This is a genomic window from Dongia sp. (assembly GCF_041906375.1).
GTDB lineage: Bacteria > Pseudomonadota > Alphaproteobacteria > Dongiales > Dongiaceae > Dongia.
On sequence record NZ_JAYRJJ010000001.1, the window covers coordinates 1,280,494 to 1,303,853 of the forward strand.

Here is a 23,360-nt window from a genome sequence, read left to right on the forward strand (position 1 = left end):
ATAGCAGAACCCCCGGTCGGATGCCAACAGCTTTCTTCATCTTTCCGTGGCTCCTCAAACAACTGATTCTACGTCGAATTTCAGGGAAGCCAATTGTCGCACCAATGCCGCGCAGGGGTTGACAGCGGGGCTCACATCCAAGATTCTCCGGCGCCAATCCAATTGTCATCCTTTCCGCCAAGTTCCTGCCCGGGCGACCGGCTCGGACACGCAAGCTATCGGAGTTTCCATGAAGGCCGTCATTTTGAGCGCGGGCCAGGGTTCGCGACTGTTGCCATTGACCGAAGGGCGGCCGAAATGCCTCCTCCCCTTGGGCGACAAGACGCTGATCGAATGGCAGATCTGGGCGCTGACCCAGGGCGGTGTCGACGAGATCGCGGTCGTCGTCGGCTATCATGCGCAGGATGTGGTGGCGCTGCTGAAGAAGCTGGAAGGCCCGAAGCTCAAGATCCGCACCATCTACAATCCGTTCTACAAGCTTGCCGACAATCTCGCCTCCTGCTGGATGGCGCGTCACGAGATGGCGACCGACTTTGTCATCCTCAATGGCGACACCGTCATCGAGCCGAAGATCTTCCAGAAGCTGATGGCGAGCCCACAGGCGCCGATCACCGTCACCATCGACAAGAAGGAGTCCTATGACTCCGACGACATGAAGGTGCACCTCAAGGGCACGCGTCTTCTGGAGATCGGCAAGACCTTGCCGCCGGAGCGCACCAATGGCGAATCGATCGGCATGCTGCTCTTCCGCGGCGATGGCCCCAAGCTCTTCACCGACACGCTCGAATCGCTGATGTATACGCCGGAAGGCGTGAAGTGGTGGTATCTGCGCGCCATCGGCCAGATCGCCGAGCATCACCAGGTCGAGACCTGCAATATCGAAGGCAGCCTGTGGGGCGAAGTCGATTTCCCCGCCGATCACGAGCGAGTCTCGCAGCTGGTCACCGAATTCTAAAGCTGCTTATGCGTCGTGCCCGGGCTTGACCCGGGCATCCACTCTTTCCAGTGCAACGGTGGATTGCCGGGTCAAGCCCGGCAATGACGATGAGTTGAGGTTGGCGCCGTCCCTAAAGCTTCAATTCGCACCAGATCGGCGTGTGGTCGCTGGGTTTTTCGCGACCGCGTGGGGATCGATCGATCTCGCAAGCCACCAGGCAATCGGCTGCCTGTGGTGAGAGCAGCAGATGATCGATGCGCAAGCCTTCGTCGCGCTGCCAGCGTCCCGCCTGATAATCCCAGAACGTATAGCGATGCCCTTCCGGATGCAGATGGTGGAAGGCATCTGTATAGCCGAGATTGAGAATCTCGCGGAACTTGGCGCGAGTCTGTGGGCGGGCGAGGGCGTCCTCGGCCCAGGCTGCCGGATCGTAGACATCGGCATCTGTCGGGATGACATTGTAATCGCCGCCGAGAATGGTGGGCTGCTCCAGCTTCAGCAACTCGGCCGCATGGCGCTTGAGGCGCTCCATCCAGGCGAGCTTATAAGGATACTTCTCACTCTCGACCGGATTGCCGTTGGGCAGATAGATTGTGGCGATGCGGACATGCTTCCAGCGCGTGCCGTGCGGCACGGCAACCACCGCCTCGAGGTAACGCGCCTGCTCATCGGCATCGTTGCCGGGCAGGGCGCTGTGTTCCACCTTGAATTTTGTCTTTGAGAGGATGGCGACGCCGTTATAGGTCTTCTGGCCGAAGGCCTCGGCATGGTAGCCGAGCGCCTCGATTTCCAGGCGCGGAAACTCCGCCGTGGTGCATTTGATTTCCTGCAGCAGGGCCACGTCCGGCGACGCCTCGCGCAGCCAGTCCAACACATTGGCCAGCCGCGCGCGCAGCGAGTTGACGTTAAAGGTTGCGATCTTCACCGGAATGGATCAGGTCAGACGGAGAAGGAACTGCCGCAGCCGCAACTCGACGTGGCGTTGGGGTTGCGTACCTGGAACGATGCGCCGACCAGATCCTCGACAAAATCCACTTCCGATCCGGTGAGGAGATCGAGCGAGGTGTCGTCGATCACCACCTTGACGCCGTCGCGTTCAAAGATGCGGTCGTCCTGCTGAACCGATTTGTCGAAGGTGAAGCCATATTGGAAACCGGAACAGCCGCCCCCTGAAACGGACAAGCGCAACATCAGATCGGCATCGCCTTCCATCGCAATCAGGGCGGCAATGCGTTTGGCGGCACTTTCGCTGACGGTAACCTGGCGCGTCGCTTCGGCGGTGTCGGGCATGGCTGTCACTTCGGTTGGTGCGGGAACTTGCCCAAGTATTTAGGGCGTCGTGGCCGAATGTCAAACGCCGGCATTGCATGGCTGGCATCTATGCCCTTACACGGACTATGTTTTTTCGCCCGCCGGCGAGAGGCGATAGGCCGATTTCTGTAATAGTCATGCTCTGGAGCGCCTGTTAGGGTCCGATCATGTCGTTTGCTCCTATTGCCTGCAATCCCGCCGAAACCCGCGGCCGCCTGATCGCCGAGACCGAGAGCCCGATGCGCTCGGTCTATCAGCGCGACCGCGACCGGGTGGTGCATTCGGCGGCGTTCCGGCGCCTGAAGCACAAGACCCAGGTCTTCGTTTATCACGAGGGCGACCACTACCGGACGCGGCTGACCCACAGCCTGGAAGTGGCGCAGATCGCGCGCACCATCGCCCGGGTCTTGGGCCTGAACGAGGATTTGGCCGAAGCCTTGGCGCTTGCGCACGATCTCGGTCATCCGCCCTTCGGCCATGCCGGCGAAGAGGCCCTGAATGCCTGCATGGTCGAGCTGGGCGGCTTCGATCATAACGAGCAGACCTTCCGCGTCCTGACCTCGTTGGAACGTCGCTATGCCGGGTTCGACGGTCTCAATCTGACCTGGGAGATGCTGGAGGGGATCGTCAAGCATAACGGCCCCTTGCGCGGACCCCATGCCGGTGCCCGCAACCTCGCCCAGGGTGTCCCGGAAACGATCGCCGCCTTCGACCGCGCCTGGTCACTCGAACTTGACGGTTTTGCCAGCGCCGAGGCGCAGGTAGCGGCTCTTTCCGACGATATCGCCTACAATAACCACGACATCGATGACGGTTTGCGCGCTGGCCTGTTTGTGATCGAAGACCTCCGCGATGTGCCGCTGGCGGGGCCGGTGTTTGCCGAGGTGGCGACGCTCTATCCCGGTCTTGAGCAGACCCGGATGATCCATGAATCGGTGCGGCGCATGATCAACGTGATGGTCAGCGACGTGCTGAGCGAAAGCGCGCGTCGGATCTCGGCCGGTAATCTCTCAAGCGTGGCCGATCTGCGTCGCCGCACGGAGCCGGTCATCGCTTTCTCAGATGCGATGCGTGGCAATGACATCGGCCTCAAGAAGTTCCTCTTCCAGCGCATGTACCGGCATGAGCGCATCAACCGCACCATGGCCCAGGCAAAGACTGTGGTGACCGACCTGTTCCTGCGCCATCTCGACGAGCCGGAATTGCTGCCGCCGGAATGGTCGCGGGAAGCGGATCATGGCGACCGGCGCGCGCGCGCGCGGGTGGTGGCCGACTATATCGCCGGCATGACCGACAAATTCGCTCTGGAATGCCATGCCAAGCTGTTCGGCGACCGTGCGCTTGTTTCAGAAAAATCCTAAGCAAATCTATGCTTTAAGCTGGGTGATCACCGGCCTGTGGCTTGACCGACTCGGACTATTGCTGGTTTGATTCCAGCTTGGCTCGGCGTTTTTCGCCGGCCCCCGACTTATGGCGTCAAGGACAGCGTTAGATGACGACGGAACCACCCCGCCCAGACCAGATCCAGGCCAATGTCGCCGCCGCCCTCAGCCGGCTGCGTGGCGAACTGGCGCCGACACCGCCAGCCGCGACAGCGGCGCCGGTCGAAACACCTGTGGGTGGCCCTGCGGCCGGCGGTGAGCCGGTTGCTGAGGCGGGTGCCGAACATGGTTTGACGTCCGGCGAAGCGTTGTTCGAGGTGGGGCCGACATTGACGGCGCCGGATCCCAGCATGGCGCTCGGTCACAGCAAGCCGGCAGGCGAGGGCGTCGACACCCCGTTTGCGCGCATGACCGGGTTGAAACTCTCCGAACAGCCGGATCTGCTGGCCGGCATCGGGGCGCCGCCCTTGGCTGATATTTCGGATGCCGAGGCCGAAGCTGCCAAAAGCCGCCGGCGTTTTCGCAATCGCTTGCTCGCCGGTGGCGTCCTGGTGATCGCCCTGGTCGGCTTCTGGTTCTGGAGCGGTGGCGGCGAGCCCGGCAATGAGCCGGTGCCGGTCATCACAGCCGACAGTTCGCCTGAGAAAGTAAAGCCTGCCGACGAAGGCGGGTTGGAAGTGCCGAACCAGGATGTCGCCATTCTCAATGGCGAGAGCACCGGTGCACCGGCTGAGGGCGAGACGGTCCTCCCCGCGCCTGAACAGCCGGCGACCCCGCCAGTGGAGGCGCCGGCGACGCCTGAGACAGCGCCCGCGGCGGATGCCGGGACTGCTGTGCCGACGGTGCCGGCCCCCGCTGTCGATGCCATTCCATCGGTCCCGGCCCCGACGGTTCCGGCGCCGGGCGACGTGCCTAGCGCGGCCGAAACGGCGGTACCGGCAACGGCTGAAAATGCGCCAGCCGAAGGCGCGCCGGCCGCCGATACCCAGACGGCAGCGGCTGAGGCGGCTCCCGCCGAACAGGCCCCGGCCGAAGCCGCACCTGCCGCGGCGCCGGCGGCGGAGCCCACGGTGACTGGTTCCGCGCGCATCCAGCTTGCGGCCGTGAAAAGCGAGGCGGCGGCACAGAAGGAATGGGCGCGCATCCAGAAAGCCAACCCGGAACTCCTGGGCGGGCTCACTTTGCATGTCGAGCGGTTCAACAAGACGGCGAGCGAAGTCTATTACCGCATCCAAGCCGGCCCGCTGCAGGATAAGGCCAGCGCAAAGCAGCTCTGCGCCAAGTTAAAGCAAAAAAATCAAGCCTGTATCGTCGCAAATTAAAGCGATACATCTGGGAGAGTCGAATGCCTTTGGCAGCAATCTTGGGCTGCGCCGGGCCTGAATTGACCGCGGCGGAGAGGGAGTTCTTCCGCGCGGCCGATCCGTTGGGCTTCATTGTCTTTGCGCGCAACCTGGTGGACCCGGCGCAGGCCAAACGTCTGACCGACGATTTGCGCGCGACAATCGGGCGGCCGGATGCGCCGATCCTGATCGATCAGGAAGGCGGTCGCGTGGCGCGGCTCAAGGCCCCGCATTGGCGCCATCCGCCGGCGGCCGACAAGTTCGGCGCCATCGCCGCAACGGACCGGGCTCGGGCGGCGGAGGCTGTTCGCGTCAACCATGAACTCATGGCCGGAGAGATGCGCGCGCTGGGCATCAACGTCGATTGCGCGCCTCTGGTCGACGTCCGCATGGTCGGCGCGCATGACATCATTGGCGACCGCGCTTTCGGCACGGACCCCTATCTGGTTGCCGATCTTGGCCGGGCTGCCGCCGAAGGGCTGCTTGCCGGTGGGGTCATGCCGATCATCAAGCATATTCCCGGCCACGGCCGCTCCATGGTCGATAGCCATTTCGACCTGCCGCGGGTCGATACCGATTTCGACACGCTGGCCGAATCCGATTTTGTCCCGTTCCGGGCGCTCCATGACATTCCCTGGGCCATGACGGCGCATATCATCTACACGGCCCTCGATCCGGACCAGCCGGCAACCCTGAGTCGGACCGTGATTGCCGAGATCATCCGTGGCGAGATCGGCTTCTCCGGCCTGCTGCTCTCCGACGATCTGTCGATGAAGGCGCTCAAGGGTGGCCTCGACGAACTGGCGCAGGCCAGTCTCGAAGCCGGCTGCGACGTGGTCCTGCATTGCAATGGGGATATGACGGAAATGGAGCGGGTTCTGCGCGGGACCAAGCCCTTGTCTTCCGCCGGCCTTGCCCGATATGAACAGGGCCAGCGACGCCTCAACGCCGATCCGGATTTCGACCAAGCTGATCTCAAAGCTGAGCTCTCAGCCTTAATGGCTTGAAATTGTGAAATAAGAGCGGAAAAGGGTGCGGCTGTTAAACCGGCACTCTCAGGAGCCTTCCTTGAACGGACTCGATTTCGGCAGCTTGGTGCAGATCGCCACGACTTGGGCGCTGCCCGTGCTGTTGGCCATCACGTTGCACGAGGCCTCACATGCCTTCGTCGCCTGGCGCCTGGGCGATGACACGGCCTTTCTGCAGGGGCGGGTGACCTTCAATCCCCTGAAGCATGTCGACCCGTTCGGCACGGTAATCCTGCCTGGCCTGTTGCTGCTCACCGGCAGCGGCTTCCTCTTTGGCTACGCGAAGCCTGTGCCGGTCAATTTCCGGCGCCTCAAGAACTTCCGCCGGGATTCAGCCCTGGTCGCCCTGGCCGGACCGACCAGCAACATGATCCTTGCCGTCATTTCGGCGCTGCTCATCCATGCGGCCGTCCTGGCGCCGGAATGGTTTGCCGAATGGTCGGTTCAGACGCTGATAAACTCATTGCGTCTCAATGTGATGCTGGCTCTTTTTAACATGTTGCCTTTGCTGCCGCTGGATGGCGGCCGGGTCCTTGGCGGATTGCTGCCGCCTAGCCTGGCGCGGCCGTTCTTCCGGACCGAGCGATACGGCATGATCATCCTTCTCGGCCTCATCTTCCTGCTGCCCCTGGTCGGGACGCAGATGGGTATGGATCTCAATATTTTAAGCTGGATTTTGGGGCCGGCTTCCGACTATCTCCTGCATCTTGTTGTAACCCTGACGGGGCTGAAGGGCTGATGGCGTCTTGGATTGTCGATGACGAGACGGAAACGCCGGAGACACCTGCTGTCGCCGATGACACCCCCGTGCCCGCAGATGAGACGCCCTCCCAGGAAGCTGCCGCCCAGGAGCCGCCGAGCGAGCCCGTCGGCGATGAGGCCCCCCCGGTCGCGGCCAATGACGATGGAGAGTTGCGCCTCGACCTCGACGGCTATGAAGGGCCGATCGACATTCTCCTGACCCTGGCGCGCGAGCAGAAGGTCGACCTCAAGAAGATCTCGATCCTCGAGCTTGCCGACCAATACCTTTCTTTCATCAATCATGCCCGCAAGCTGCGCCTGGAACTGGCGGCGGATTATCTCGTCATGGCGGCGTGGCTCGCTTATCTCAAGTCGCGCCTGCTGTTGCCCGAGCCGCCGGCTGATGGCGAGCCGACCGGCGTCGAGCTGGCCGCCGCCCTGGCTTTCCAGCTGCAGCGCCTTGAGGCGATGCAGAAAGCCGGGCAGGCGATGATGAACCTGCCGCAGCTCGGTCGCGACACCTTCACCCGCGGCATGTCCGAACCGCTGAAGATCGTCGACATTCCGGTCTTCGAGCTTTCGCTGCATGAGCTTCTCAAGGCCTACGGCACGCATCCCGGCCGTCGTCGCGAAGGTATGCTGCAGATCCAGCCGCTTAACCTGTTCTCCATGGACGATGCCTTAAAGCGGATCGGCGATATCATCGGCCACACGCTGGACTGGACCATCCTGCAGAACTTCCTGCCTGATGGCCTGAAGCAGCCGCTGCAGCGGCGCGCGGCCGTAGCCGCGACCTTCGCGGCCTCGTTGGAACTGGCGCGCTCCGGCATCATCAACCTGCGCCAGGACGGTCTGTTCGGCCCCATCTACATGAAGCGGGCCGACCCGTCCGCCAGCCTATCCCCCAGTGAAGTGACGTCATCATGAGTGAAGATAGATTCGAGACCCTGCGCTTCCTGGAAGCCGTCCTGTTCGCTGCCTCGGAACCGCTGACCGAAAAAGTGATGGCGCAACGCCTGCCGGACGATGCCGACGTCAAGGGGCTGCTGGCGGAACTTCAGGCCCATTATGCCAATCGCGGCGTGAACCTCATGCAGTTTGAAGGGCGCTGGGCGTTCCGTACGGCGCCGGATCTGTCGCACCGCATGTCGATCGAGCGCAAGGTGGTGCGCAAGCTGACCCGCGCCGCTGTCGAGACCCTGGCCATCATCGCCTATCACCAGCCGGTGACCCGCGCCGAGATCGAAGAGATCCGGGGCGTCGCCATTTCGAAAGGCACGCTGGACTCACTGCTCGAAGCCGATTGGATCAAGCCGACCGGTCGGCGCGAGACGCCGGGCCGTCCGGTCACCTGGGGCACCACCACCGGCTTCCTGGAACATTTCAGCCTGGAAAGCTGCGAAGCCTTGCCCGGCATGGAAGAATTGCGCGCCGCGGGCCTTCTCGATTCCCGCTCGGCCATCTCCACTCTGGGCACCCAGGGCACGCAGGTCCTGCCGCCTGATGGCGCCGCCGACGAAGAAGAAGCCGCCGCCATCGAACTGCGGGGCGAGCCGGAGCCCATTGCCGACGAGGAAGAAGCCGAGGAACCGGCGCCGAATGAGGCCTTGGTCGAAGAACGCCTGGCCGATGACGCTTATGAGGCCGAACTGCTCGCCCGCGCCGAAGGGGACGAGGAGGCGACCGGCGTCTTCGCACCTGCGGAAGAACACGAAGAAGCGATCGATCCCGCCGCCGAGGATGACGAAGACGAAGATGACCTCGACGAGGATGACGAGGACGAAGACGAAGAATCCGACGAAGACGCGGATGAAGCTGAAGCGGATGAGGACGACGATTCCGACGACGATTCCGGCGATGACGACGACGAAGATGAGATCGACATCGACGAGGGCGACGCTGCGGATGCGGGCGACGAGGACCCTGTCGCAGAGGACGAAACCGTCGAGGGTGGCAAGAAGACGGGTCTGGGGTAAGCGCCCCTAGGACTGACTGCCGCGCGTCATCTAGCTTGCGCAAAAATATTGCGTTATCGGTAAACCACGCTACGCTCTTATCCAGTGACTGATCCTTCAGTCTGAAAGAGAGGTGGCTGCGATGACAGTTGCGAGCATCCTCAAGCAAAAGCCGGATCGGCTGATCTCCGTCAAAGATAGCGACAGCCTCGCCGATGTGGCCGCAATCCTGACGCGCGAGAATATCGGCGCGGTGCCCGTCCTGGCCGGGAGTGGCGAAATGGTCGGCATCGTTTCGGAACGTGACATCGTTCGGCAGATCGCCCGCGAAGGCGCTGGGGTTCTGGGCCGCACGGTATCGACCCTCATGACGACATCGGTGGTCTGCTGTAGCCCCGAGGATTCCGTGGCCAGCACCATGGCGTTGATGACCCAGCGGCGCTTTCGCCATCTGCCCGTGCGCAGCAATGGCCGGATCATCGGCATGATCTCAATCGGCGACGTGGTTAAGCGCCGCGTTGAAGATGCCGAGCGGGAAGCTGAATCGTTGCGGGACTACATCGTTCGCGGTTAGCAGCGGCGCTTAGGCGAAATCGCCCTGCTCGGTGGAACGGAAATAGATCCCCACCAGCACCATGTCGACGCGCTCCTTGTCAGCCGAGAGCGGCAGGATCAGCTTGGCCTGGCGCGAATAGACGCCGTCGCTGTTGGTGAAATCCGCTTCGTAATAGGCCGGCTGCTTGGCATCGAGCACGGCGCTGTACTGCTCCATCAGCAACCGTCGTTCGTCTTCACTGGTCAATTTCTCGACCCCGAAGCCGGTACGGCGCGTGCCGTAATAATGCTCGAGATTGGTACCGTCGAGCCGGATTTGGTAGTCCGAGACGTCGCCATGAAACTCGATCAGCATCAGATTGCCCAACCACTGCTTCATCTCGAGCGGATCGATATCGGTCCGGGCGGGCAGGGAGTCGCCATGCATCTTGCTGTGCCAGTAGTCATACAGCGACCGCAGGCGCGGCTCCGGAATGTCGAAAGGTGGCTCCATGTCGATCTTGGTCATCCAGCCATCTAGTCTCTGGGTCCGCAGGCGCGGAACGCCCCTCGTTCCCGCTTCGCCTAAGAACCATAAATGTAGTTAATTTATCATGCTATGCGAACTATTTCATCCAGAACGCAACTTTCGCAAGCGGCAGGTGTTGGGGCCGGTGTTACTGGAAATTTATTGGTAGTGTTCTTGTGCGGCTCTGACTCGCAAAGGTAAGGCCGCCGGGAATACTCAAATTGGTTCGCTGGAGGTTTCCATGATGAAGCATTCACAACTTATCCTTGTCGGCGCGTTGCTCCTGCTGACAGCCTGCGCCGAAAGCCGCATCTTTGATACGAATTGCAGCGGTAATGGCATGATCACCAATGCCGATTATTGCACCGGCAATCTGCATCCCTATGCCGGCCCCTGGAGCGCACGCTGATCCCCTAAAAATTGAAACCATTGGCTGTTCGCCGGTCGGCCGTCACCCTTGATCTTGCTGGTGCAGAACGGCCGGCCGGTGATGCGCCGTTTCGCCCTCAGGCTCGGCCACGATACGGGCCATGATCCGGTTCGGTGGCAGGAATACGCGGACTGACGTGCCTTCGCTGGGCTGGCTCCGGATCTCGATTCGCCCCTGATGCAGCTCGATCAGGCTGCGGCAGATGGCCAGGCCCAGCCCCGTTCCCTCCTGCTGGTGGAAGGCCGACCGGTTGACCTGGACGAAGGGCTCGAACACGCGTTCCAGATCCTTGGCGGGGATCCCGATCCCGGTATCGGTCACGGTGAGGCTGAGCCCACCGTCTGCTTCCAGCGCCGCGCTCACGGCAATACCGCCCCCGGGCGGTGTGAACTTCACGGCATTGGTCAGCAGATTGAGGACGATCTGCAGCAGCCGGCGGTAGTCGCCCCGCACGCGCGGCAGGTCCGCCGGCAGATCGAGCGATAGGGTCACCTGACCCTTGGCGGCGCGCGTCGCGATCATGGTGGCGCATTGCCGCACGATCTCCCCCAGATTGACCTCATCCTCCTCGATGGTGGCCTTGCCAGATTCAAGCTTCGAGTAGTCGAGGATCTCTTCGATCAGCCGAAAGAGGATGCGCGCGCTGGCGTGGATATCCTGTGCATATTCATTGATGCGCGGCTGGCCCTGACCATCGCGCGTCATCAGCGCGATGAGCTCGGAAAAGCCCATGATGGCATTAAGCGGCGTGCGCAGCTCATGGCTCATGCTGGCCAGAAATTCCGTCTTTGCCCGGTTCGACGTTTCGGCTTCGCGCCGCGCCATCATCAGCTGCCGCTCGAAATTCTTACGTTCTGTGATGTCTTCGACCGTGCCCTCGTAATGCTGCGGCAGTCCTTTGGCATCGCGCACCACGCGGGCGTTCTCGGATATCCAGATGCGCTCGCGCGTCTTGTGGCGATAGATTTCGGATTCGAAGTTGCGCACGATACCGTCGCGTTCGACGGCGTGTACGAACGCATCGCGCCGGCTGGGATCGACATACCATTCGACCGCGATATCGTTGACCGCGTTGATCAGTTCCTCGGGCGTGTCATAGCCGTTGATCCTGGCCAATGCCTGGTTGGCGCTGATCATGTGCCCGTCGAGGCTGGTGATGTAGGTGCCGTCGAGCGCATTCTCGAACAGGCCGCGATAGCGCTCCTCGGCCGCGCGCAGGGCTTTTTCTGAGTTGACCAAGGCCGTGATGTCGATGACGGTGCCGATCATGACGGGCGGCTGCGTACCTTCCGCATGCATTGAGGCGGATTCCGATATCCACAGATGCCCGCCGTCGGGCCGGACCATTTCGCTGATGTCGTTGCTGAGATGCCCCGTGACTTTCATCTTCTCCAGCAGCCGCGCCCGCTGACCGGGATCGGCATAGAGCGGCGCCGCGTCGGAACCGACCGCCGCCAGCATGGCATCGGGGGAGGCATAACCGAACATCGCCGCAAGCGCCGCGTTGACGGACAGCAGCCGGCCGCTATGGGCAGTCATATAGATGCCGATATCCGCGCTCTCGAAGACGATGCGATGGAAGTCTTCCGGGTTCACGGCACCTCGTCAGGCATTTTTTCTTGCGGAGGTTGGGCAGGCATAATGTTAACCCCGCCCTGCGAGCAGGGACAAGCTTCCCGGGCCCACGGAATGGTCGGGTGGTTCGATTAGCCCGGCCGATTCACTTGGCACGCCGATTGCTCAGATGTGGCTTAGGAAAGCGACAAATCCCCCTTTTGGATGGGAAAGCACTGTTCTGATGGCTCGGATGGCGGACATATCAGGTGCTAGCTCGGCAAGAAATGCCGTGTCGCAGACCTGTGCGGGTCGGCGTTCGCCGGTACTTTCCGGGGCCGTCTTCGGCTATTTCCGCCCCGATACGTGGCAGGTGATGCCATGACGCCCCTTGTGACTGTCACCAACGCTACCGGCCAAGACCTCTCAATCCGCTCCGACGTTCTTGCCGGCATTCAGCAGGCGAGCCTTTCGACCGGGGTCGAGTTCTCCTACCTGATGGCCCAGGCCAACCGCGAAAGCAGCTTCGATCCCGCCGCCCAGGCCAAGACGTCATCGGCCGCCGGCCTCTATCAGTTCGTCGAGCAGACCTGGCTGGGGGTCGTGAAGAATCATGGCGCGGAATATGGCAAAGGCGACCTCGCCGCCGAAATCACGCGCCGCTCCGATGGTCATTTCACGGTAACCGACCCGGCCTTGCGCAAGGAGATCCTCGAGCTTCGCCGCGACCCGACCTTCGCCGCCGCCATGGCCGCCGAACATGCCGCCGACAACAAGGCCAAGCTCGAAGAAAAGCTCGGGCGCGATGTCAACGGCACCGACCTCTACATGGCCCATTTTCTGGGGCTCAGCGGCGCGCTCAAATTCCTGCGCACGATGGAAGAAAGCCCCGAGCGCACCGGCGCCGGCCTGTTCCCCAAGGCGGCGGCCGCGAACCGGAACGTCTTCTATACCGAGGGTGGCCGTGCCAAGACGGTCTCTGAAATCTACGACAAGTTCGCGGCGTCGATGGATGCGGATATGGCAGCCTACGCCTCGCTCGAAGGCAATTCGACGCCCACTGCCGTTACGAACGATACCCTTGTCGCCGTCAATGATAGCGACAGCAACGCGATCGTCGCCCTGGCAACCTCGCTGCCGGTCAGCCCCAACGCCGCCTTCTTCGGTAATTTCCGCACGGTCGCGAACGCCCGTCCCAGCGATACGGTCTTGGCCGACGCGTCGGGCAGCAGCGGTCTGGGCAAGGTCGGCAGCCTGCTGTCGCCCTTGATGCTGGTAACCCTCGCGGCCCTGCCGGTCGGTCGTGAGGAAGGGGCCGATGGTGACGAAAGAAAATCGGCGGCCGCAGAGCGCATCAGTGCCGCAGCCCAGGATGGCAGTCTCTTCAACCGCCTCGACGATCCCCTGCATCTGGATCTGCTGCGCTCATCGTCAGCGATCTAAGGGGCGTCACTCACCGGCGGCAACGGGCCACCGAGAAGCGGCTTCCAGGATCATAGGCGCGATCCGAACGGACCCGCTAGGGCCTCAGACTTATGCTAGTGATTCTTCGCTTCGACTGCGCGGCGGCCGGCATCGGTCAGTTTGCAGACCAGCCAGTCAGGCTTGAGGGGATTGGTGAACCAGGGTTCGGCCCAGCCATGGTCGATGCAGGCGCGGATCGTGCGCTCGTTGACCTTCTGGCCCCATTCGTCGAACAGCGGCAGCTTGCCGCCGGGCTGTTTCAGCCCCTTCGCCAGCCAGCCAAGTTCGATATCGCTCGGCCGCTCGGCGGCGCTGGCGGTACTTGTTACCCGCGTCATTACTTCCCTCAACAACTCATCCCCGAATGCAACAACCATAACGCAATCAATGGCCAGCGCCAAGGATGGCGGTGGCGGCGGGCTTGTCTATACCAACGTTCAACCCTGATCCAGGACCGCGTGCTAATTGGCGGCTGGCTGCTGGCTTGAAAGATGGATGGGATTGCCGGCTCGTGCCGCGAAGCTCGCGGCATCGGTGCGCCTCGGGTCGAGGCTTCAGCCTGCTTTTGCTGTAATTCCCAATCTGGGAATCTCGATAGCCGGGCAGTGATCCATCACCACGTCGAGACCGGCCGCACGGGCTTCAGCGGCGGCGGGTTCGTTGACGACGCCTAATTGCATCCAGACCGTCTTGGCGCCTACCGCGATCGCCTCGCGCGTGGGTTCGAGCGCGGCATCGGAATTGCGGAAGATGTCGACCAGATCGATCTGCCCGGCCTTGGCTTCCGGAATGTCGGCGACACGGGCATAGACGCGCTCGCCGTTCAGGATCTGCCCTGCAAGGCCCGGGTTGACCGGAATGACGCGGTAGCCGAAGCGCTGCAGAAAGCGCATCACACCATGGCTCGGCCGCTCCGGTTTCGGGCTGGCCCCGACCAGGGCGATGATCTTGGTCCGCTCCAGGATGCGGCGCAGGGTGGCATCGTCAGCATCTGTCATGGGAACCTGTGATCCTGTGAAAGCTCAGCCGTCATAGGTCGCGGCTTGCTGGGCGAAGAAGGAAGCTTGTTTGGGCAATTGCGGCAGCGGCAGTTCATTGCCGACGCAGCGCACGCGGCCGGTGCGTTTGCCGTGCACGACGCGCCCCTCATGGCTGCTGGGCAATGGGTTGGGCGAAAGCGGAATGGAATCCTCGGCCGAATAGACGCAGATGAAGAGGGTGCGAGCTTGTTGCGATCGATTTGGCGCGGAGCCATGCAGCAGGCGCGTATGCATGAAGCAGACGCTGCCGGCTGGGCCGATGCAGTGCACGGACTTGGCGCGCAATTCGGCTTCGAGCTTCTGGTCGACCGCGCCGGTGAAACGGCCATCGTGCCACAAATCGTAAAGTGGCCCCTTATGCGAGCTTGGCAATACCTCAAGCGGGCCGTTCTCGGCGGTGACCTCGTCGACAAAGATGAGGGCGGTGACGAGGTCGTCATTGCTGTGCGGCGTGAAGGGAAAATCCTGGTGCCATTTCACCAAAGTGGCAGCGCCCGGCAGCTTTGAATTGATCTTGGCGTGATGGAATTTGACGTTGGGCCCGATGAGGTCGGCGACCAGTGCCGGGATGCGGCTCTCCGCCATAACATGATCGTAGTGCGCCGAGATTTCCGTGGGCGAGTTGACGCGGCGCAGGGCAGGGCGCTCGGCCGTGTGCCCCGGTTCCAGGTCGAAGCGCGGGCGACCGTCGGCGATGACGCCCCAGGGCTTGTCATGCTGCCGGCTGTCGGCCACCCAGCCGTCGAATTCCTGCTGCAGGGCCTTGAGTTCGCTGGGCGTCAGCGCGTTTTTCACCAGCAGATAACCGTCCCGCCAGAAATCCTGGCATTGGTCGGCCGTGAGAAGTGCCAGATTTTTTGCGCCCGCTTCATTCGACGATTGTGTGAGTTCCATCGGATATCGTTCCCGAGCCGCGATGCGAGGTTTTCAGAATATCCCGCGAAATCAGGACGGTCGAGGGGCGTCGACGAGGCGAGTCATAAAATTACCTAAAACTCTATTAAATTCGTAACTGATTGTGCTTGCGCTTGGCGCCCGGAAGTCCAATCTTCCCTGTAACTCTAACGAACCAGGAGGCTGGGCCATGGCCATCAGCCAGATCGGTGCCGTCGCTGCCGGTGTTGAGGCAGCTCGGTTCTCCGGCGTACAGCAGAGCAGTCAGACGGCGAGCACAAACGCAGTGCAGCGCCAGAACAACCGTGTCGCCGAAGAGGCCGACCTCAAGAAGACCGAAGTGGTCGAGGAAAGCACGGAATCCGGCGACGTCAGCGGCACCAGCGCCAAGCGTCTCGACATCACCGTCTGATCGACGCGCGATCCAGAATTGAATGAGGCCGCCGGAATGACCGGCGGCCTTTTTCGTTTTGATAGCTAGAGTTCAGCGCCAGCCCGCGCGGTCCATGATCATCACCGCGGCGGCATTGTTGCGCCCCAGCGCCGAGACGTTGACTTCATCCCGTTTGAAATCGCCCCAGCTTGCCACCGTGTCGGAGACTTTTGAGCCGGCCACCACCGGGTATTCGTAATTGGCGCCGGAGAAGATTTCCTGCGCCTGCGGCGACGCCATGAATTCGAGATAGGCCAGGGCATTGTCGCGGTTGGGGGCGAAGGCGGCGATGCCGGCGCCCGAGACATTCACATGCGTGCCACGATCGGCCTGGTTGGGGAAGAAGACGGCGAGGTTCTCGAGGCTCTTGCGCACCGCCTCGTCCTTGTCGTTCAGCATGCGCGCGAAATAATAGGTATTGCTGATGGCGATATCGCCTTCGCCGGCGATCAGCGCCTTGATCTGGTCGGTGTCGCCGCCCTCAGGTTTACGAGCGAAATTGGCGACCAGGCCCTTGGCCCAGGCCTCCGCCTTCTCAGGCCCGTCATGCTCGATGATCGAGGCCAGCAGCGACTGGTTGTAGATGTTGTTGGACGAGCGCACGAGGATGCGGCCGCGCCATTTCGGATCGGCGAGATCCTCATAGCTGCTCATCTCCTCAGGTCGCACCTTGGTCTTGTCGAAGACGAAGACGCGGGCGCGGGTGGAAAAGCCGAACCAATGGCCCGCGGGCTCGTGGAAGTGCGCCGGGATCTTCTCGTCGAGCAGCGCCGATTTGGTGGGCTGGAACACGCCCGCTTCCTGGGCCCGCCACAGATTGCCGGCATCGACCGTGACGAAGACATCGGCTGGCGAGCTCTCACCCTCCAGCTTCACGCGCTCCATCAGTTCCTCTGCCGTGCCCTGGATGATGTTGATCTTGATCCCCGTCGCCTCGGTGAACAGCGCATAAAGGGTCTCGTCGGCCGGGTAGTGGCGGGCGCTGTAGATGTTCACCTCACCTCCGGCAGCGTGCGTGCGTTTCACGAAGGGGGTGGCAATGGCGGCCAAGGAGAGGGCGCCGAAAGCGCGGCGGGTGAGGGCAGAGGTGCTGAGCTGGTGCATGATGACCCTTTGTTGAAGACGCGGGTGCAAGTAAGAATAACTCGCAATAGATCTTATAAGGGGTATTTTCGGAGGGATTCAAGGGGGGTTACGACCCCTTTTCGGAGACTCAAAGTGTCTCTATAGCGACGGTTATTTGCTCACTTCCGCCATGAACTCGTCACGGCTGACGATGCCGTCCTTGTTCGTATCCGCCTCGGTGACGAGGTCGACGCAATAGGCCTGATCCTCGGTGAAGTCGACCTTGCCGTCGCCATTATAGTCGGACCGCTGGAAGCGGGCGGTGAAGAAATCGATCGCATCCTGACGCTCGGAGGGGATGCCGAAGGTGTATTCCTCGAGCGACAGGCCGCCATCCTTGTTGTCATCTATGCGCTTGAATTCCTTGGCGGAAATGCGCTGCAGATCAGCCAGTGTAAAGCCGCCGGTCTTGCGCTGGTCGAGCCGGTTGAAATAGGCGCCGCGGAAATCGGGGGTGTTCTGGGCAAAAGCGATGCCCGCCGAGAGCAGGAGGGCCAGGAGGCCGGGGGAGAAGCGCATTGAAATTCCTTGAGAAATCAGCGGGCCAATTCATATAGCGAAATCGCCGCCGCGTTCGACACATTGAGGTGATCGATCGGCCCCGACGTCGGCAGACGCACCAGCAGATCGCAATGCTCCCGCGTCAGGCGGCGCAGGCCAGCCCCTTCGGCACCGAGGCAGAGTGCTACCTTACCGCCTGATTTTATGGAAGAAAGTGTCTGCTTGGCTTCGGAGGCGAGGCCGATGCACCAGAAACCCGCTTCCTTCAACTCCTCCATGGCGCGGGCGAGGTTGGTAACGCGCACCAGCGGCACATGTTCCAGGGCGCCTGAGGCCGATTTGGCAAGGATGCCGCTTTCGGGGGCCGCATGCCGTTCAGTGAGGATGATGCCGATGGCACCAAAAGCCGCGGCCGAGCGCAGGATGGCGCCGACATTGTGCGGATCTGTGACCTGGTCCAGCACCACCACCGTCGCCTGCTCGCGATTGCGGCCGAGGTCGCAGATTTCGTAGATGTCGGTCTCGGGAAGGGGCGAAACGCGGGCGGCGATGCCCTGGTGGACGACGTCGCGGCCGACCAGTTTGTCGATGAAATCGCGCTCGACGGCCTCCACGGCGACATTGCGTCCTAATGACGCAGCTGCGTCGCCGGCGGCCACGACCCGGTGAATTTGCCGGCGCGGGTTCTTAAGTGCCTCTTCCACTGCATGATGCCCGAACAGCCAATAGCCACCCGGACCACCCCCGGCGGCGGGCGATGGTAATTTTGTTTCAGCGCGCGGACCGCCGGCTTGGCGATTGCGACCCTGATTCGTCGCCGATCCCTGAAAATGCCGTTGTCCGCGATCGTCGGACTTTTCCCGGTGCTTCTGTGGGGGCTTTGATGGCTTGCGCGGGGACATGGCGGACTCTATGATTATGTCGATAGACGGAGCTTTACCCTAACTCCCTTCGGGCCGGAATCGAAATCGGCGCGAACGGGAGTTTTTGCTGTGATTTCAAGTTGACACGGTCGGTTAAATGCTCATAAGTCCGCGTCTCCGCTCAGGCGGAGTCGAGCGCGATGGAAGGGTGCCCGAGTGGCTAAAGGGGACGGGCTGTAAACCCGTTGGCTTCGGCCTACGTAGGTTCGAATCCTACCCCTTCCACCAAGCTCCCCTATGGGCATTTGCCAGGTCCGGCAGGTGTTTCACGGGTGGCGATGCGACGGATGCGAGGTGACCGGGCGGGTGTAGCTCAATGGTAGAGCTCCAGCCTTCCAAGCTGGCTACGCGGGTTCGATTCCCGTCACCCGCTCCAAAGGATTCGCGGCGGATCGATTGCTTCGGTCGGTCCGCGGCAGGTGAAGAGTTTAGAAGAAACGATTTCAATTCTGGTTCTTAGGATTGTACGGACATGGCGAAGGCTAAATTTGAGCGTAACAAGCCGCACTGCAACGTTGGCACGATCGGCCACGTTGACCACGGCAAGACGTCGCTGACGGCGGCGATCACGAAGGTTCTGGCGGAGACGGGCGGTGCGACGTTCACGGCCTACGACCAGATCGACAAGGCGCCGGAAGAGCGTGCGCGCGGCATCACGATCTCGACGGCTCACGTTGAGTACGAGACGAAGAACCGCCACTACGCCCACGTCGATTGCCCGGGCCATGCCGACTACGTGAAGAACATGATCACGGGTGCGGCGCAGATGGACGGCGCCATTCTGGTGGTTTCGGCCGCTGACGGCCCGATGCCGCAGACGCGCGAGCACATCCTGCTGGCCCGCCAGGTCGGCGTGCCGGCGCTGGTGGTGTTCATGAACAAGTGCGACATGGTGGACGACGCCGAGCTGCTCGACCTCGTTGAGCTGGAAGTGCGCGAGCTGCTGTCGAAGTACGATTTCCCGGGCGACAAGATTCCGATCATCCGCGGTTCGGCCCTGTGCGCGCTGGAGAACAAGCAGCCGGAACTCGGCCATGACGCGATCCTGAAGCTGATGGCGGCGGTTGACGAATACATCCCGCAGCCGGAGCGTCCGAAGGATCGTCCGTTCCTGATGCCGATCGAAGACGTGTTCTCGATCTCGGGTCGCGGCACGGTGGTCACGGGTCGCGTCGAGCGCGGCATCGTGAAGGTCGGCGAGGAAGTCGAGATCGTCGGTCTCAAAGCCACGGTGAAGACGACGGTGACCGGCGTTGAAATGTTCCGCAAGCTGCTGGATAGCGGCGAGGCGGGTGACAACATCGGTGCGCTGCTGCGCGGCACCAAGCGCGAGGACGTCGAGCGCGGCCAGGTTCTGGCCAAACCCGGCTCGATCACCCCGCACACCAAGTTCAAGGCGGAAGCCTACATTCTGACCAAGGAAGAGGGTGGCCGTCACACGCCGTTCTTCTCCAACTATCGCCCGCAGTTCTACTTCCGCACGACGGACGTGACGGGCACGGTCGAGTTGCCGGAAGGCACCGAAATGGTGATGCCCGGCGACAACATCTCGATGGTGGTCAATCTGATCGCCCCGATCGCCATGGATGAAGGCCTGCGCTTCGCCATCCGCGAAGGCGGTCGTACCGTCGGCGCCGGCGTCGTCGCCAAGATCGTCGAGTAAGGCCCGATAGAGTGGGGCGGCTTTCATAGCCGCTTCCATAGGCCCGGAAATGCTGCTCCGGCGGCTGCTGCAAGCGGTCGCCGGATCGGCGTTACAAGGGCCGGCAAGTTGTTTGGTTTAGTAGTGAGTGAATAGGGGCATAGCTCAACTGGTAGAGCGTCGGTCTCCAAAACCGAAGGTTGCGGGTTCGATCCCTGCTGCCCCTGCCACCCACTGCGACGCGTTATTTTTTGAAGCTGATTTCAGGTTCCGGAACGATGGCGAAGACAAGTCCGATGGAGTTCTTCCGGCAGGTCCGGGCAGAGGTGGCGAAAGTCACCTGGCCGAGCCGCAAGGAAACCACCATCACCACCTCGATGGTGTTCGTGATGGTAGCCGTGGCTTCCGTCTTCTTCCTCGCGGTTGATGCCATCCTTTCATGGAGCATCACCTCGGTCCTGGGTCTGGGGAGCTAAAGCGCATGGCGCATCGTTGGTACGTGGTCCATGTCTATTCCGGCTTTGAGCGCAAGATCGCTGAGTCGATCCGCGAACAGGCCAAGCAGAAGGACATGGCGGAGCTGATCACCGACGTGCTGGTGCCGACCGAGGAAGTGGTCGAAGTCCGCCGCGGTTCGAAGGTGAATGCCGAGCGCAAGTTCTTCCCGGGCTACGTCCTGGTGCGCATGGAACTCACCGACGAGTCCTGGCACTTGATCATGAACACGCCGAAGGTCACTGGTTTCCTCGGCGGCAAGGGCAAGCCCAGCCCGATCTCGGAAGCCGAAGCGCAGCGCATCCTGCATCAGGTGCAGGAGGGCATCGAGCGCCCGAAGCGCGCAATCATTTTCGAAGTGGGCGAGCAGGTCCGCGTCAACGACGGTCCGTTCACCTCCTTCACCGGCCATGTCGAGGAAGTCGACGAAGAAAAGGGCCGCCTGAAAGTGGCGGTTTCAATCTTTGGTCGCGCGACGCCGGTCGAGCTTGAGTATTCGCAGGTCGAAAAGGTCTAACGACCCGATCGCCTGTCTATCCGCCCGGTGACGGTTTCGCCGGATTGAGAGTGTGGGAGGCCAGCCAGGGCCGGACCACAAAACCCCAAGGGACCGGGTGAAGGTTCCCATTACGAGGTTTCATCATGGCAAAGAAGATCGAAGGCTACATTAAGCTGCAGATCCCGGCCGGTAAGGCGAATCCGTCGCCGCCCGTCGGTCCTGCACTTGGTCAGCGCGGCTTGAACATCATGCAGTTCTGCAAGGAGTTCAACGCGGCGACCCAGCAGTTGGAAGCGGGCATGCCGATTCCGGTGGTCATCACCGCGTTCAGCGACCGTTCGTTCACGTTCGTCACCAAGACCCCGCCGGCCAGCTACTTCCTGAAGAAGGCCGCGAAGATCGACAAGGGCTCGAAGACGACCGGCATCGGCGCCTTCGTCGGCAAGGTGACGATGACCCAGTGCCGCGAGATCGCCAAGCAGAAGATGGCCGATCTCAATGCGCATGACATCGACGCGGCGGCGGAAATGATCCGCGGTTCCGCCCGTTCGATGGGCCTGCAGGTTGTGGAGGAATAATCATGACCGGCAAGCGCATTAAAAAGGCTTATGAAGGTCTCGACGCGAACAAGTTCTATTCGCTGCAGGAAGCAGTGAAGGAGATCAAGGCGCGCGCCAAGACGAAGTTCGACGAGACGATCGAAATCGCCATGAACCTCGGCATCGATCCGAAGCATGCGGACCAGAACGTCCGTGGCGTCGTTTCGCTCCCGGCCGGCACGGGCAAGACCGTCCGCGTCGCCGTGTTCGCCAAGGGCGACAAGGCCGAAGCGGCCAAGAAGGCCGGTGCCGATCTGGTCGGCGCCGACGATCTGGCTGAGCAGGTCCAGGCCGGCAAGATGGATTTCGACCGCGTCATCGCGACGCCCGACATGATGGTTACGGTCGGCAAGCTCGGTAAGGTCCTGGGTCCGCGCGGCCTGATGCCGAACCCGAAGCTCGGCACTGTCACCAACGACGTCGCCGAAGCCGTGAAAGCGGCCAAGGGCGGCCAGGTCGAGTTCCGCGCCGAAAAGGCCGGTCTCGTCCATGCCGGCGTCGGCAAGGTCAGCTTCTCGGAAGCCGATCTGGTTGCCAACGTGAAGGCGTTCGTCAGCGCGATCAACAAAGCCAAGCCCGCGGGCGCCAAGGGCACCTACATTAAGAAGGTGTCGCTGGCTTCGACCATGGGCCCGGGCATGAAGCTCGACGTCGCCAATCTGGTGGCAGCCGAGTAATCAGAGTTTCGGCGGGGCTCCGGTTCGTCCGGAGCCCCGCTGAAGGATGAACGAGCAATCGTTCATCTCCCTGTCCGAGACTGCAGGTCCCCTGGGCGTAGGGGACTAATGGAAGGTCGCTCCGCCTTTCGCCTGCAATAGACAGAGGCGAACCGAATTCCGGCAGGTGCCCATGTGGCATGTGTCTCGTTCGGATCGAACTTCTGGGACAGGTCAACCGGAGCTTCCGGTTCTGTCTTGGGCGTCCTCTTCATTGAGGACTGATGAGATGGGTCGGAAGGTCCAATTGTAACCGGTCCCGCGTTCCCCCCTCGGACTATTGGGGGATGGAGCAAGGGGTCATTAGTAATCGGAGACGAAACGTGGACCGATCTGGCAAAGAGAAGCTGGTCACGGAACTCCAGGAGACACTCAACACCGCAAATCTGGTGGTTGTTACCCAGCAGAACGGCTTGAGCGTCGCCGAAGTGTCTGACCTGCGTCGCAAGATGCGGGCGGCCGGAGCCGGCTTTAAAGTCGCCAAAAATCGGCTAGCACAGCTCGCTCTGAAGGGTACCAAGCACGAAGACCTGGGGAAATTCCTCAAGGGCCCGACGGCCATCGCCTATTCGGCGGATCCGATCGCGGCCGCAAAGGTCGCCGTGCTGTACGCCAAGACAAACGACAAGCTCAGCATCGTCGGGGGCTCGATGGGCACCCAGACTTTGGGCGCCGATGGGATCAAGGCCTTGGCCTCCCTGCCGTCGCTGGATGAGCTGCGTGCGAAACTCGTCGGCATGCTGCAGACCCCGGCCACCCGTTTGGCCGTCGTCACTGGAGCCCCTGCTGGCCAGCTGGCGCGCGTTCTTGGCGCTTACGCCCGGAAGGGTGAGGCCTGATAGGCCGATCCGCGACCCAATACTGAAGTTCGAACCCAACAAGACTTAAGCCTAGGAGAATAAAATGGCTGATTTGCAGAAGCTGGTTGACGAGCTCTCGAAGCTCACCGTGCTCGAAGCTGCTGAGCTTTCGAAGAAGCTCGAAGAAGCTTGGGGCGTTTCCGCCGCGGCCCCGGTGGCCGTTGCTGCCGCTGGTGGCGCTGCCGCCCCGGCCGCCGAGGAAAAGACCGAATTCAACGTCGTGCTCGTCGATGGCGGCGCCAACAAGATCAACGTGATCAAGGAAGTGCGCGCCATCACCGGTCTCGGCCTGAAGGAAGCCAAGGACCTCGTCGAAGGTGCACCGAAGGCGGTGAAGGAAGGCGTTGGCAAGGCCGAAGCCGAAGAGCTGAAGAAGAAGCTCGAAGCTGCCGGCGCCAAGGTCGAGCTGAAGTAAGCTCGGTTAG

The 23,360-nt window shown here is 61.9% G+C and carries 28 protein-coding genes and 3 tRNA genes; 21 read left to right on the forward strand and 10 right to left on the reverse strand.

Annotated features, from left to right (window positions below):
• Positions 1-229 precede the first annotated feature (229 nt).
• A complete protein-coding gene (locus tag ACE3OA_RS05930) occupies positions 230-955 on the forward strand; it encodes a sugar phosphate nucleotidyltransferase (protein WP_374308890.1) in 726 nt (241 codons plus the stop codon).
• Positions 956-1,067: 112 nt separating this feature from the next.
• On the opposite strand, the gene xth is transcribed toward ACE3OA_RS05930, so the two are convergent.
• Positions 1,068-1,862, reverse strand: coding sequence for an exodeoxyribonuclease III (gene xth / locus ACE3OA_RS05935; protein ID WP_374308892.1), 795 nt, complete (start codon positions 1,860-1,862; stop codon positions 1,068-1,070).
• A gap of 14 nt (positions 1,863-1,876) precedes the next feature.
• Entirely contained in the window at positions 1,877-2,227 is a 351-nt protein-coding gene (gene erpA, locus ACE3OA_RS05940; RefSeq protein WP_374308894.1) for an iron-sulfur cluster insertion protein ErpA, read from the reverse strand.
• Positions 2,228-2,415: 188 nt separating this feature from the next.
• Here erpA and ACE3OA_RS05945 point away from each other — a divergent pair, with 188 nt between their 5' ends.
• The 7 genes from ACE3OA_RS05945 to ACE3OA_RS05975 all read left to right on the forward strand — a co-directional run bounded on the left by ACE3OA_RS05945 (position 2,416) and on the right by ACE3OA_RS05975 (position 9,271).
• Complete coding sequence (locus tag ACE3OA_RS05945; RefSeq protein ID WP_374308896.1) at positions 2,416-3,609, forward strand: deoxyguanosinetriphosphate triphosphohydrolase; 1,194 nt, start codon at positions 2,416-2,418, stop codon at positions 3,607-3,609.
• A gap of 131 nt (positions 3,610-3,740) precedes the next feature.
• Complete coding sequence (locus tag ACE3OA_RS05950) at positions 3,741-4,952, forward strand: SPOR domain-containing protein (RefSeq protein WP_374308898.1); 1,212 nt, start codon at positions 3,741-3,743, stop codon at positions 4,950-4,952.
• Between the two features lie 23 nt (positions 4,953-4,975).
• The gene (nagZ, locus tag ACE3OA_RS05955; RefSeq protein WP_374308900.1) at positions 4,976-5,980 is read left to right on the forward strand and encodes a beta-N-acetylhexosaminidase; all 1,005 of its coding nucleotides are present in this window, start codon (positions 4,976-4,978) and stop codon (positions 5,978-5,980) included.
• 61 nt (positions 5,981-6,041) lie between these two features.
• Positions 6,042-6,740, forward strand: a complete 699-nt coding sequence (locus tag ACE3OA_RS05960; RefSeq protein ID WP_374308902.1) for a site-2 protease family protein — start codon at positions 6,042-6,044, stop codon at positions 6,738-6,740.
• Positions 6,740-7,669 carry a ScpA family protein gene (locus tag ACE3OA_RS05965; protein ID WP_374308904.1) on the forward strand — a complete coding sequence of 310 codons (930 nt, stop codon included), beginning with the start codon at positions 6,740-6,742 and terminating at the stop codon, positions 7,667-7,669. The genes ACE3OA_RS05960 and ACE3OA_RS05965 overlap by 1 nt, the downstream gene beginning before the upstream one ends.
• On the forward strand, positions 7,666-8,718 hold the full coding sequence (gene scpB / locus ACE3OA_RS05970; RefSeq protein WP_374308906.1) for an SMC-Scp complex subunit ScpB: 1,053 nt from the start codon (positions 7,666-7,668) through the stop codon (positions 8,716-8,718). Before ACE3OA_RS05965 ends, scpB begins: the two co-directional genes overlap by 4 nt.
• Positions 8,719-8,839: 121 nt before the next feature.
• Positions 8,840-9,271, forward strand: coding sequence for a CBS domain-containing protein (locus ACE3OA_RS05975; RefSeq protein ID WP_374308908.1), 432 nt, complete (start codon positions 8,840-8,842; stop codon positions 9,269-9,271).
• Between the two features lie 9 nt (positions 9,272-9,280).
• Here the strand turns inward: ACE3OA_RS05975 and ACE3OA_RS05980 are convergent, their stop codons facing one another.
• Positions 9,281-9,760, reverse strand: a complete 480-nt coding sequence (locus ACE3OA_RS05980) for a PAS domain-containing protein (RefSeq protein WP_374308910.1) — start codon at positions 9,758-9,760, stop codon at positions 9,281-9,283.
• A gap of 241 nt (positions 9,761-10,001) precedes the next feature.
• Here ACE3OA_RS05980 and ACE3OA_RS05985 point away from each other — a divergent pair, with 241 nt between their 5' ends.
• Positions 10,002-10,169, forward strand: coding sequence for a hypothetical protein (locus ACE3OA_RS05985; RefSeq protein ID WP_374308912.1), 168 nt, complete (start codon positions 10,002-10,004; stop codon positions 10,167-10,169).
• Positions 10,170-10,211: 42 nt separating this feature from the next.
• Here ACE3OA_RS05985 and ACE3OA_RS05990 read toward each other — a convergent pair whose 3' ends face one another.
• Positions 10,212-11,786, reverse strand: coding sequence for an ATP-binding protein (locus ACE3OA_RS05990; RefSeq protein ID WP_374308914.1), 1,575 nt, complete (start codon positions 11,784-11,786; stop codon positions 10,212-10,214).
• Between the two features lie 339 nt (positions 11,787-12,125).
• On the opposite strand from ACE3OA_RS05990, the gene ACE3OA_RS05995 reads away from it, so the two are divergent.
• Positions 12,126-13,187, forward strand: coding sequence for a transglycosylase SLT domain-containing protein (locus ACE3OA_RS05995; protein WP_374308916.1), 1,062 nt, complete (start codon positions 12,126-12,128; stop codon positions 13,185-13,187).
• A gap of 95 nt (positions 13,188-13,282) precedes the next feature.
• On the opposite strand, the gene ACE3OA_RS06000 is transcribed toward ACE3OA_RS05995, so the two are convergent.
• The 3 genes from ACE3OA_RS06000 to ACE3OA_RS06010 form a co-directional block, all read right to left on the reverse strand.
• Positions 13,283-13,546 (reverse strand): hypothetical protein, encoded by a 264-nt coding sequence (locus ACE3OA_RS06000; RefSeq protein WP_374308918.1) that lies wholly within the window; start codon positions 13,544-13,546, stop codon positions 13,283-13,285.
• Positions 13,547-13,762: 216 nt separating this feature from the next.
• Positions 13,763-14,206 (reverse strand): CoA-binding protein, encoded by a 444-nt coding sequence (locus tag ACE3OA_RS06005; protein ID WP_374308920.1) that lies wholly within the window; start codon positions 14,204-14,206, stop codon positions 13,763-13,765.
• A 24-nt stretch (positions 14,207-14,230) separates the two neighbouring features.
• Entirely contained in the window at positions 14,231-15,142 is a 912-nt protein-coding gene (locus tag ACE3OA_RS06010; protein WP_374308922.1) for a phytanoyl-CoA dioxygenase family protein, read from the reverse strand.
• A 190-nt stretch (positions 15,143-15,332) separates the two neighbouring features.
• Between ACE3OA_RS06010 and ACE3OA_RS06015 the strand changes: the two genes are divergently transcribed.
• Complete coding sequence (locus ACE3OA_RS06015) at positions 15,333-15,554, forward strand: hypothetical protein (protein WP_374308924.1); 222 nt, start codon at positions 15,333-15,335, stop codon at positions 15,552-15,554.
• 72 nt (positions 15,555-15,626) lie between these two features.
• Here the strand turns inward: ACE3OA_RS06015 and ACE3OA_RS06020 are convergent, their stop codons facing one another.
• The 3 genes from ACE3OA_RS06020 to rlmB form a co-directional block, all read right to left on the reverse strand.
• Positions 15,627-16,679 carry a Fe(3+) ABC transporter substrate-binding protein gene (locus ACE3OA_RS06020; RefSeq protein WP_374308926.1) on the reverse strand — a complete coding sequence of 351 codons (1,053 nt, stop codon included), beginning with the start codon at positions 16,677-16,679 and terminating at the stop codon, positions 15,627-15,629.
• 132 nt (positions 16,680-16,811) lie between these two features.
• On the reverse strand, positions 16,812-17,219 hold the full coding sequence (locus ACE3OA_RS06025; protein WP_374308928.1) for an EF-hand domain-containing protein: 408 nt from the start codon (positions 17,217-17,219) through the stop codon (positions 16,812-16,814).
• A 17-nt stretch (positions 17,220-17,236) separates the two neighbouring features.
• Positions 17,237-18,103, reverse strand: coding sequence for a 23S rRNA (guanosine(2251)-2'-O)-methyltransferase RlmB (gene rlmB, locus ACE3OA_RS06030; protein ID WP_374308930.1), 867 nt, complete (start codon positions 18,101-18,103; stop codon positions 17,237-17,239).
• Between the two features lie 163 nt (positions 18,104-18,266).
• Between rlmB and ACE3OA_RS06035 the strand changes: the two genes are divergently transcribed.
• The 10 genes from ACE3OA_RS06035 (at position 18,267) to rplL (ending at position 23,350) form a co-directional block, all read left to right on the forward strand.
• Positions 18,267-18,352, forward strand: a tRNA-Tyr gene (locus ACE3OA_RS06035).
• 74 nt (positions 18,353-18,426) lie between these two features.
• Positions 18,427-18,500 (forward strand) — tRNA-Gly (locus ACE3OA_RS06040).
• Positions 18,501-18,596: 96 nt separating this feature from the next.
• A complete protein-coding gene (gene tuf / locus ACE3OA_RS06045) occupies positions 18,597-19,787 on the forward strand; it encodes an elongation factor Tu (RefSeq protein ID WP_374308932.1) in 1,191 nt (396 codons plus the stop codon).
• A 133-nt stretch (positions 19,788-19,920) separates the two neighbouring features.
• A tRNA-Trp gene (locus tag ACE3OA_RS06050) sits at positions 19,921-19,996 on the forward strand.
• Between the two features lie 48 nt (positions 19,997-20,044).
• Complete coding sequence (secE, locus tag ACE3OA_RS06055) at positions 20,045-20,242, forward strand: preprotein translocase subunit SecE (protein ID WP_374308934.1); 198 nt, start codon at positions 20,045-20,047, stop codon at positions 20,240-20,242.
• A 5-nt stretch (positions 20,243-20,247) separates the two neighbouring features.
• The gene (gene nusG, locus ACE3OA_RS06060) at positions 20,248-20,778 is read left to right on the forward strand and encodes a transcription termination/antitermination protein NusG (RefSeq protein ID WP_374308936.1); all 531 of its coding nucleotides are present in this window, start codon (positions 20,248-20,250) and stop codon (positions 20,776-20,778) included.
• 125 nt (positions 20,779-20,903) lie between these two features.
• The gene (gene rplK / locus ACE3OA_RS06065; RefSeq protein ID WP_374308938.1) at positions 20,904-21,338 is read left to right on the forward strand and encodes a 50S ribosomal protein L11; all 435 of its coding nucleotides are present in this window, start codon (positions 20,904-20,906) and stop codon (positions 21,336-21,338) included.
• Complete coding sequence (gene rplA / locus ACE3OA_RS06070; protein WP_374309228.1) at positions 21,335-22,036, forward strand: 50S ribosomal protein L1; 702 nt, start codon at positions 21,335-21,337, stop codon at positions 22,034-22,036. The genes rplK and rplA overlap by 4 nt, the downstream gene beginning before the upstream one ends.
• A 362-nt stretch (positions 22,037-22,398) precedes the next feature.
• Complete coding sequence (rplJ, locus tag ACE3OA_RS06075; protein ID WP_374308940.1) at positions 22,399-22,914, forward strand: 50S ribosomal protein L10; 516 nt, start codon at positions 22,399-22,401, stop codon at positions 22,912-22,914.
• Between the two features lie 64 nt (positions 22,915-22,978).
• Positions 22,979-23,350, forward strand: coding sequence for a 50S ribosomal protein L7/L12 (rplL, locus tag ACE3OA_RS06080; protein WP_374308942.1), 372 nt, complete (start codon positions 22,979-22,981; stop codon positions 23,348-23,350).
• Positions 23,351-23,360: the final 10 nt, after the last annotated feature.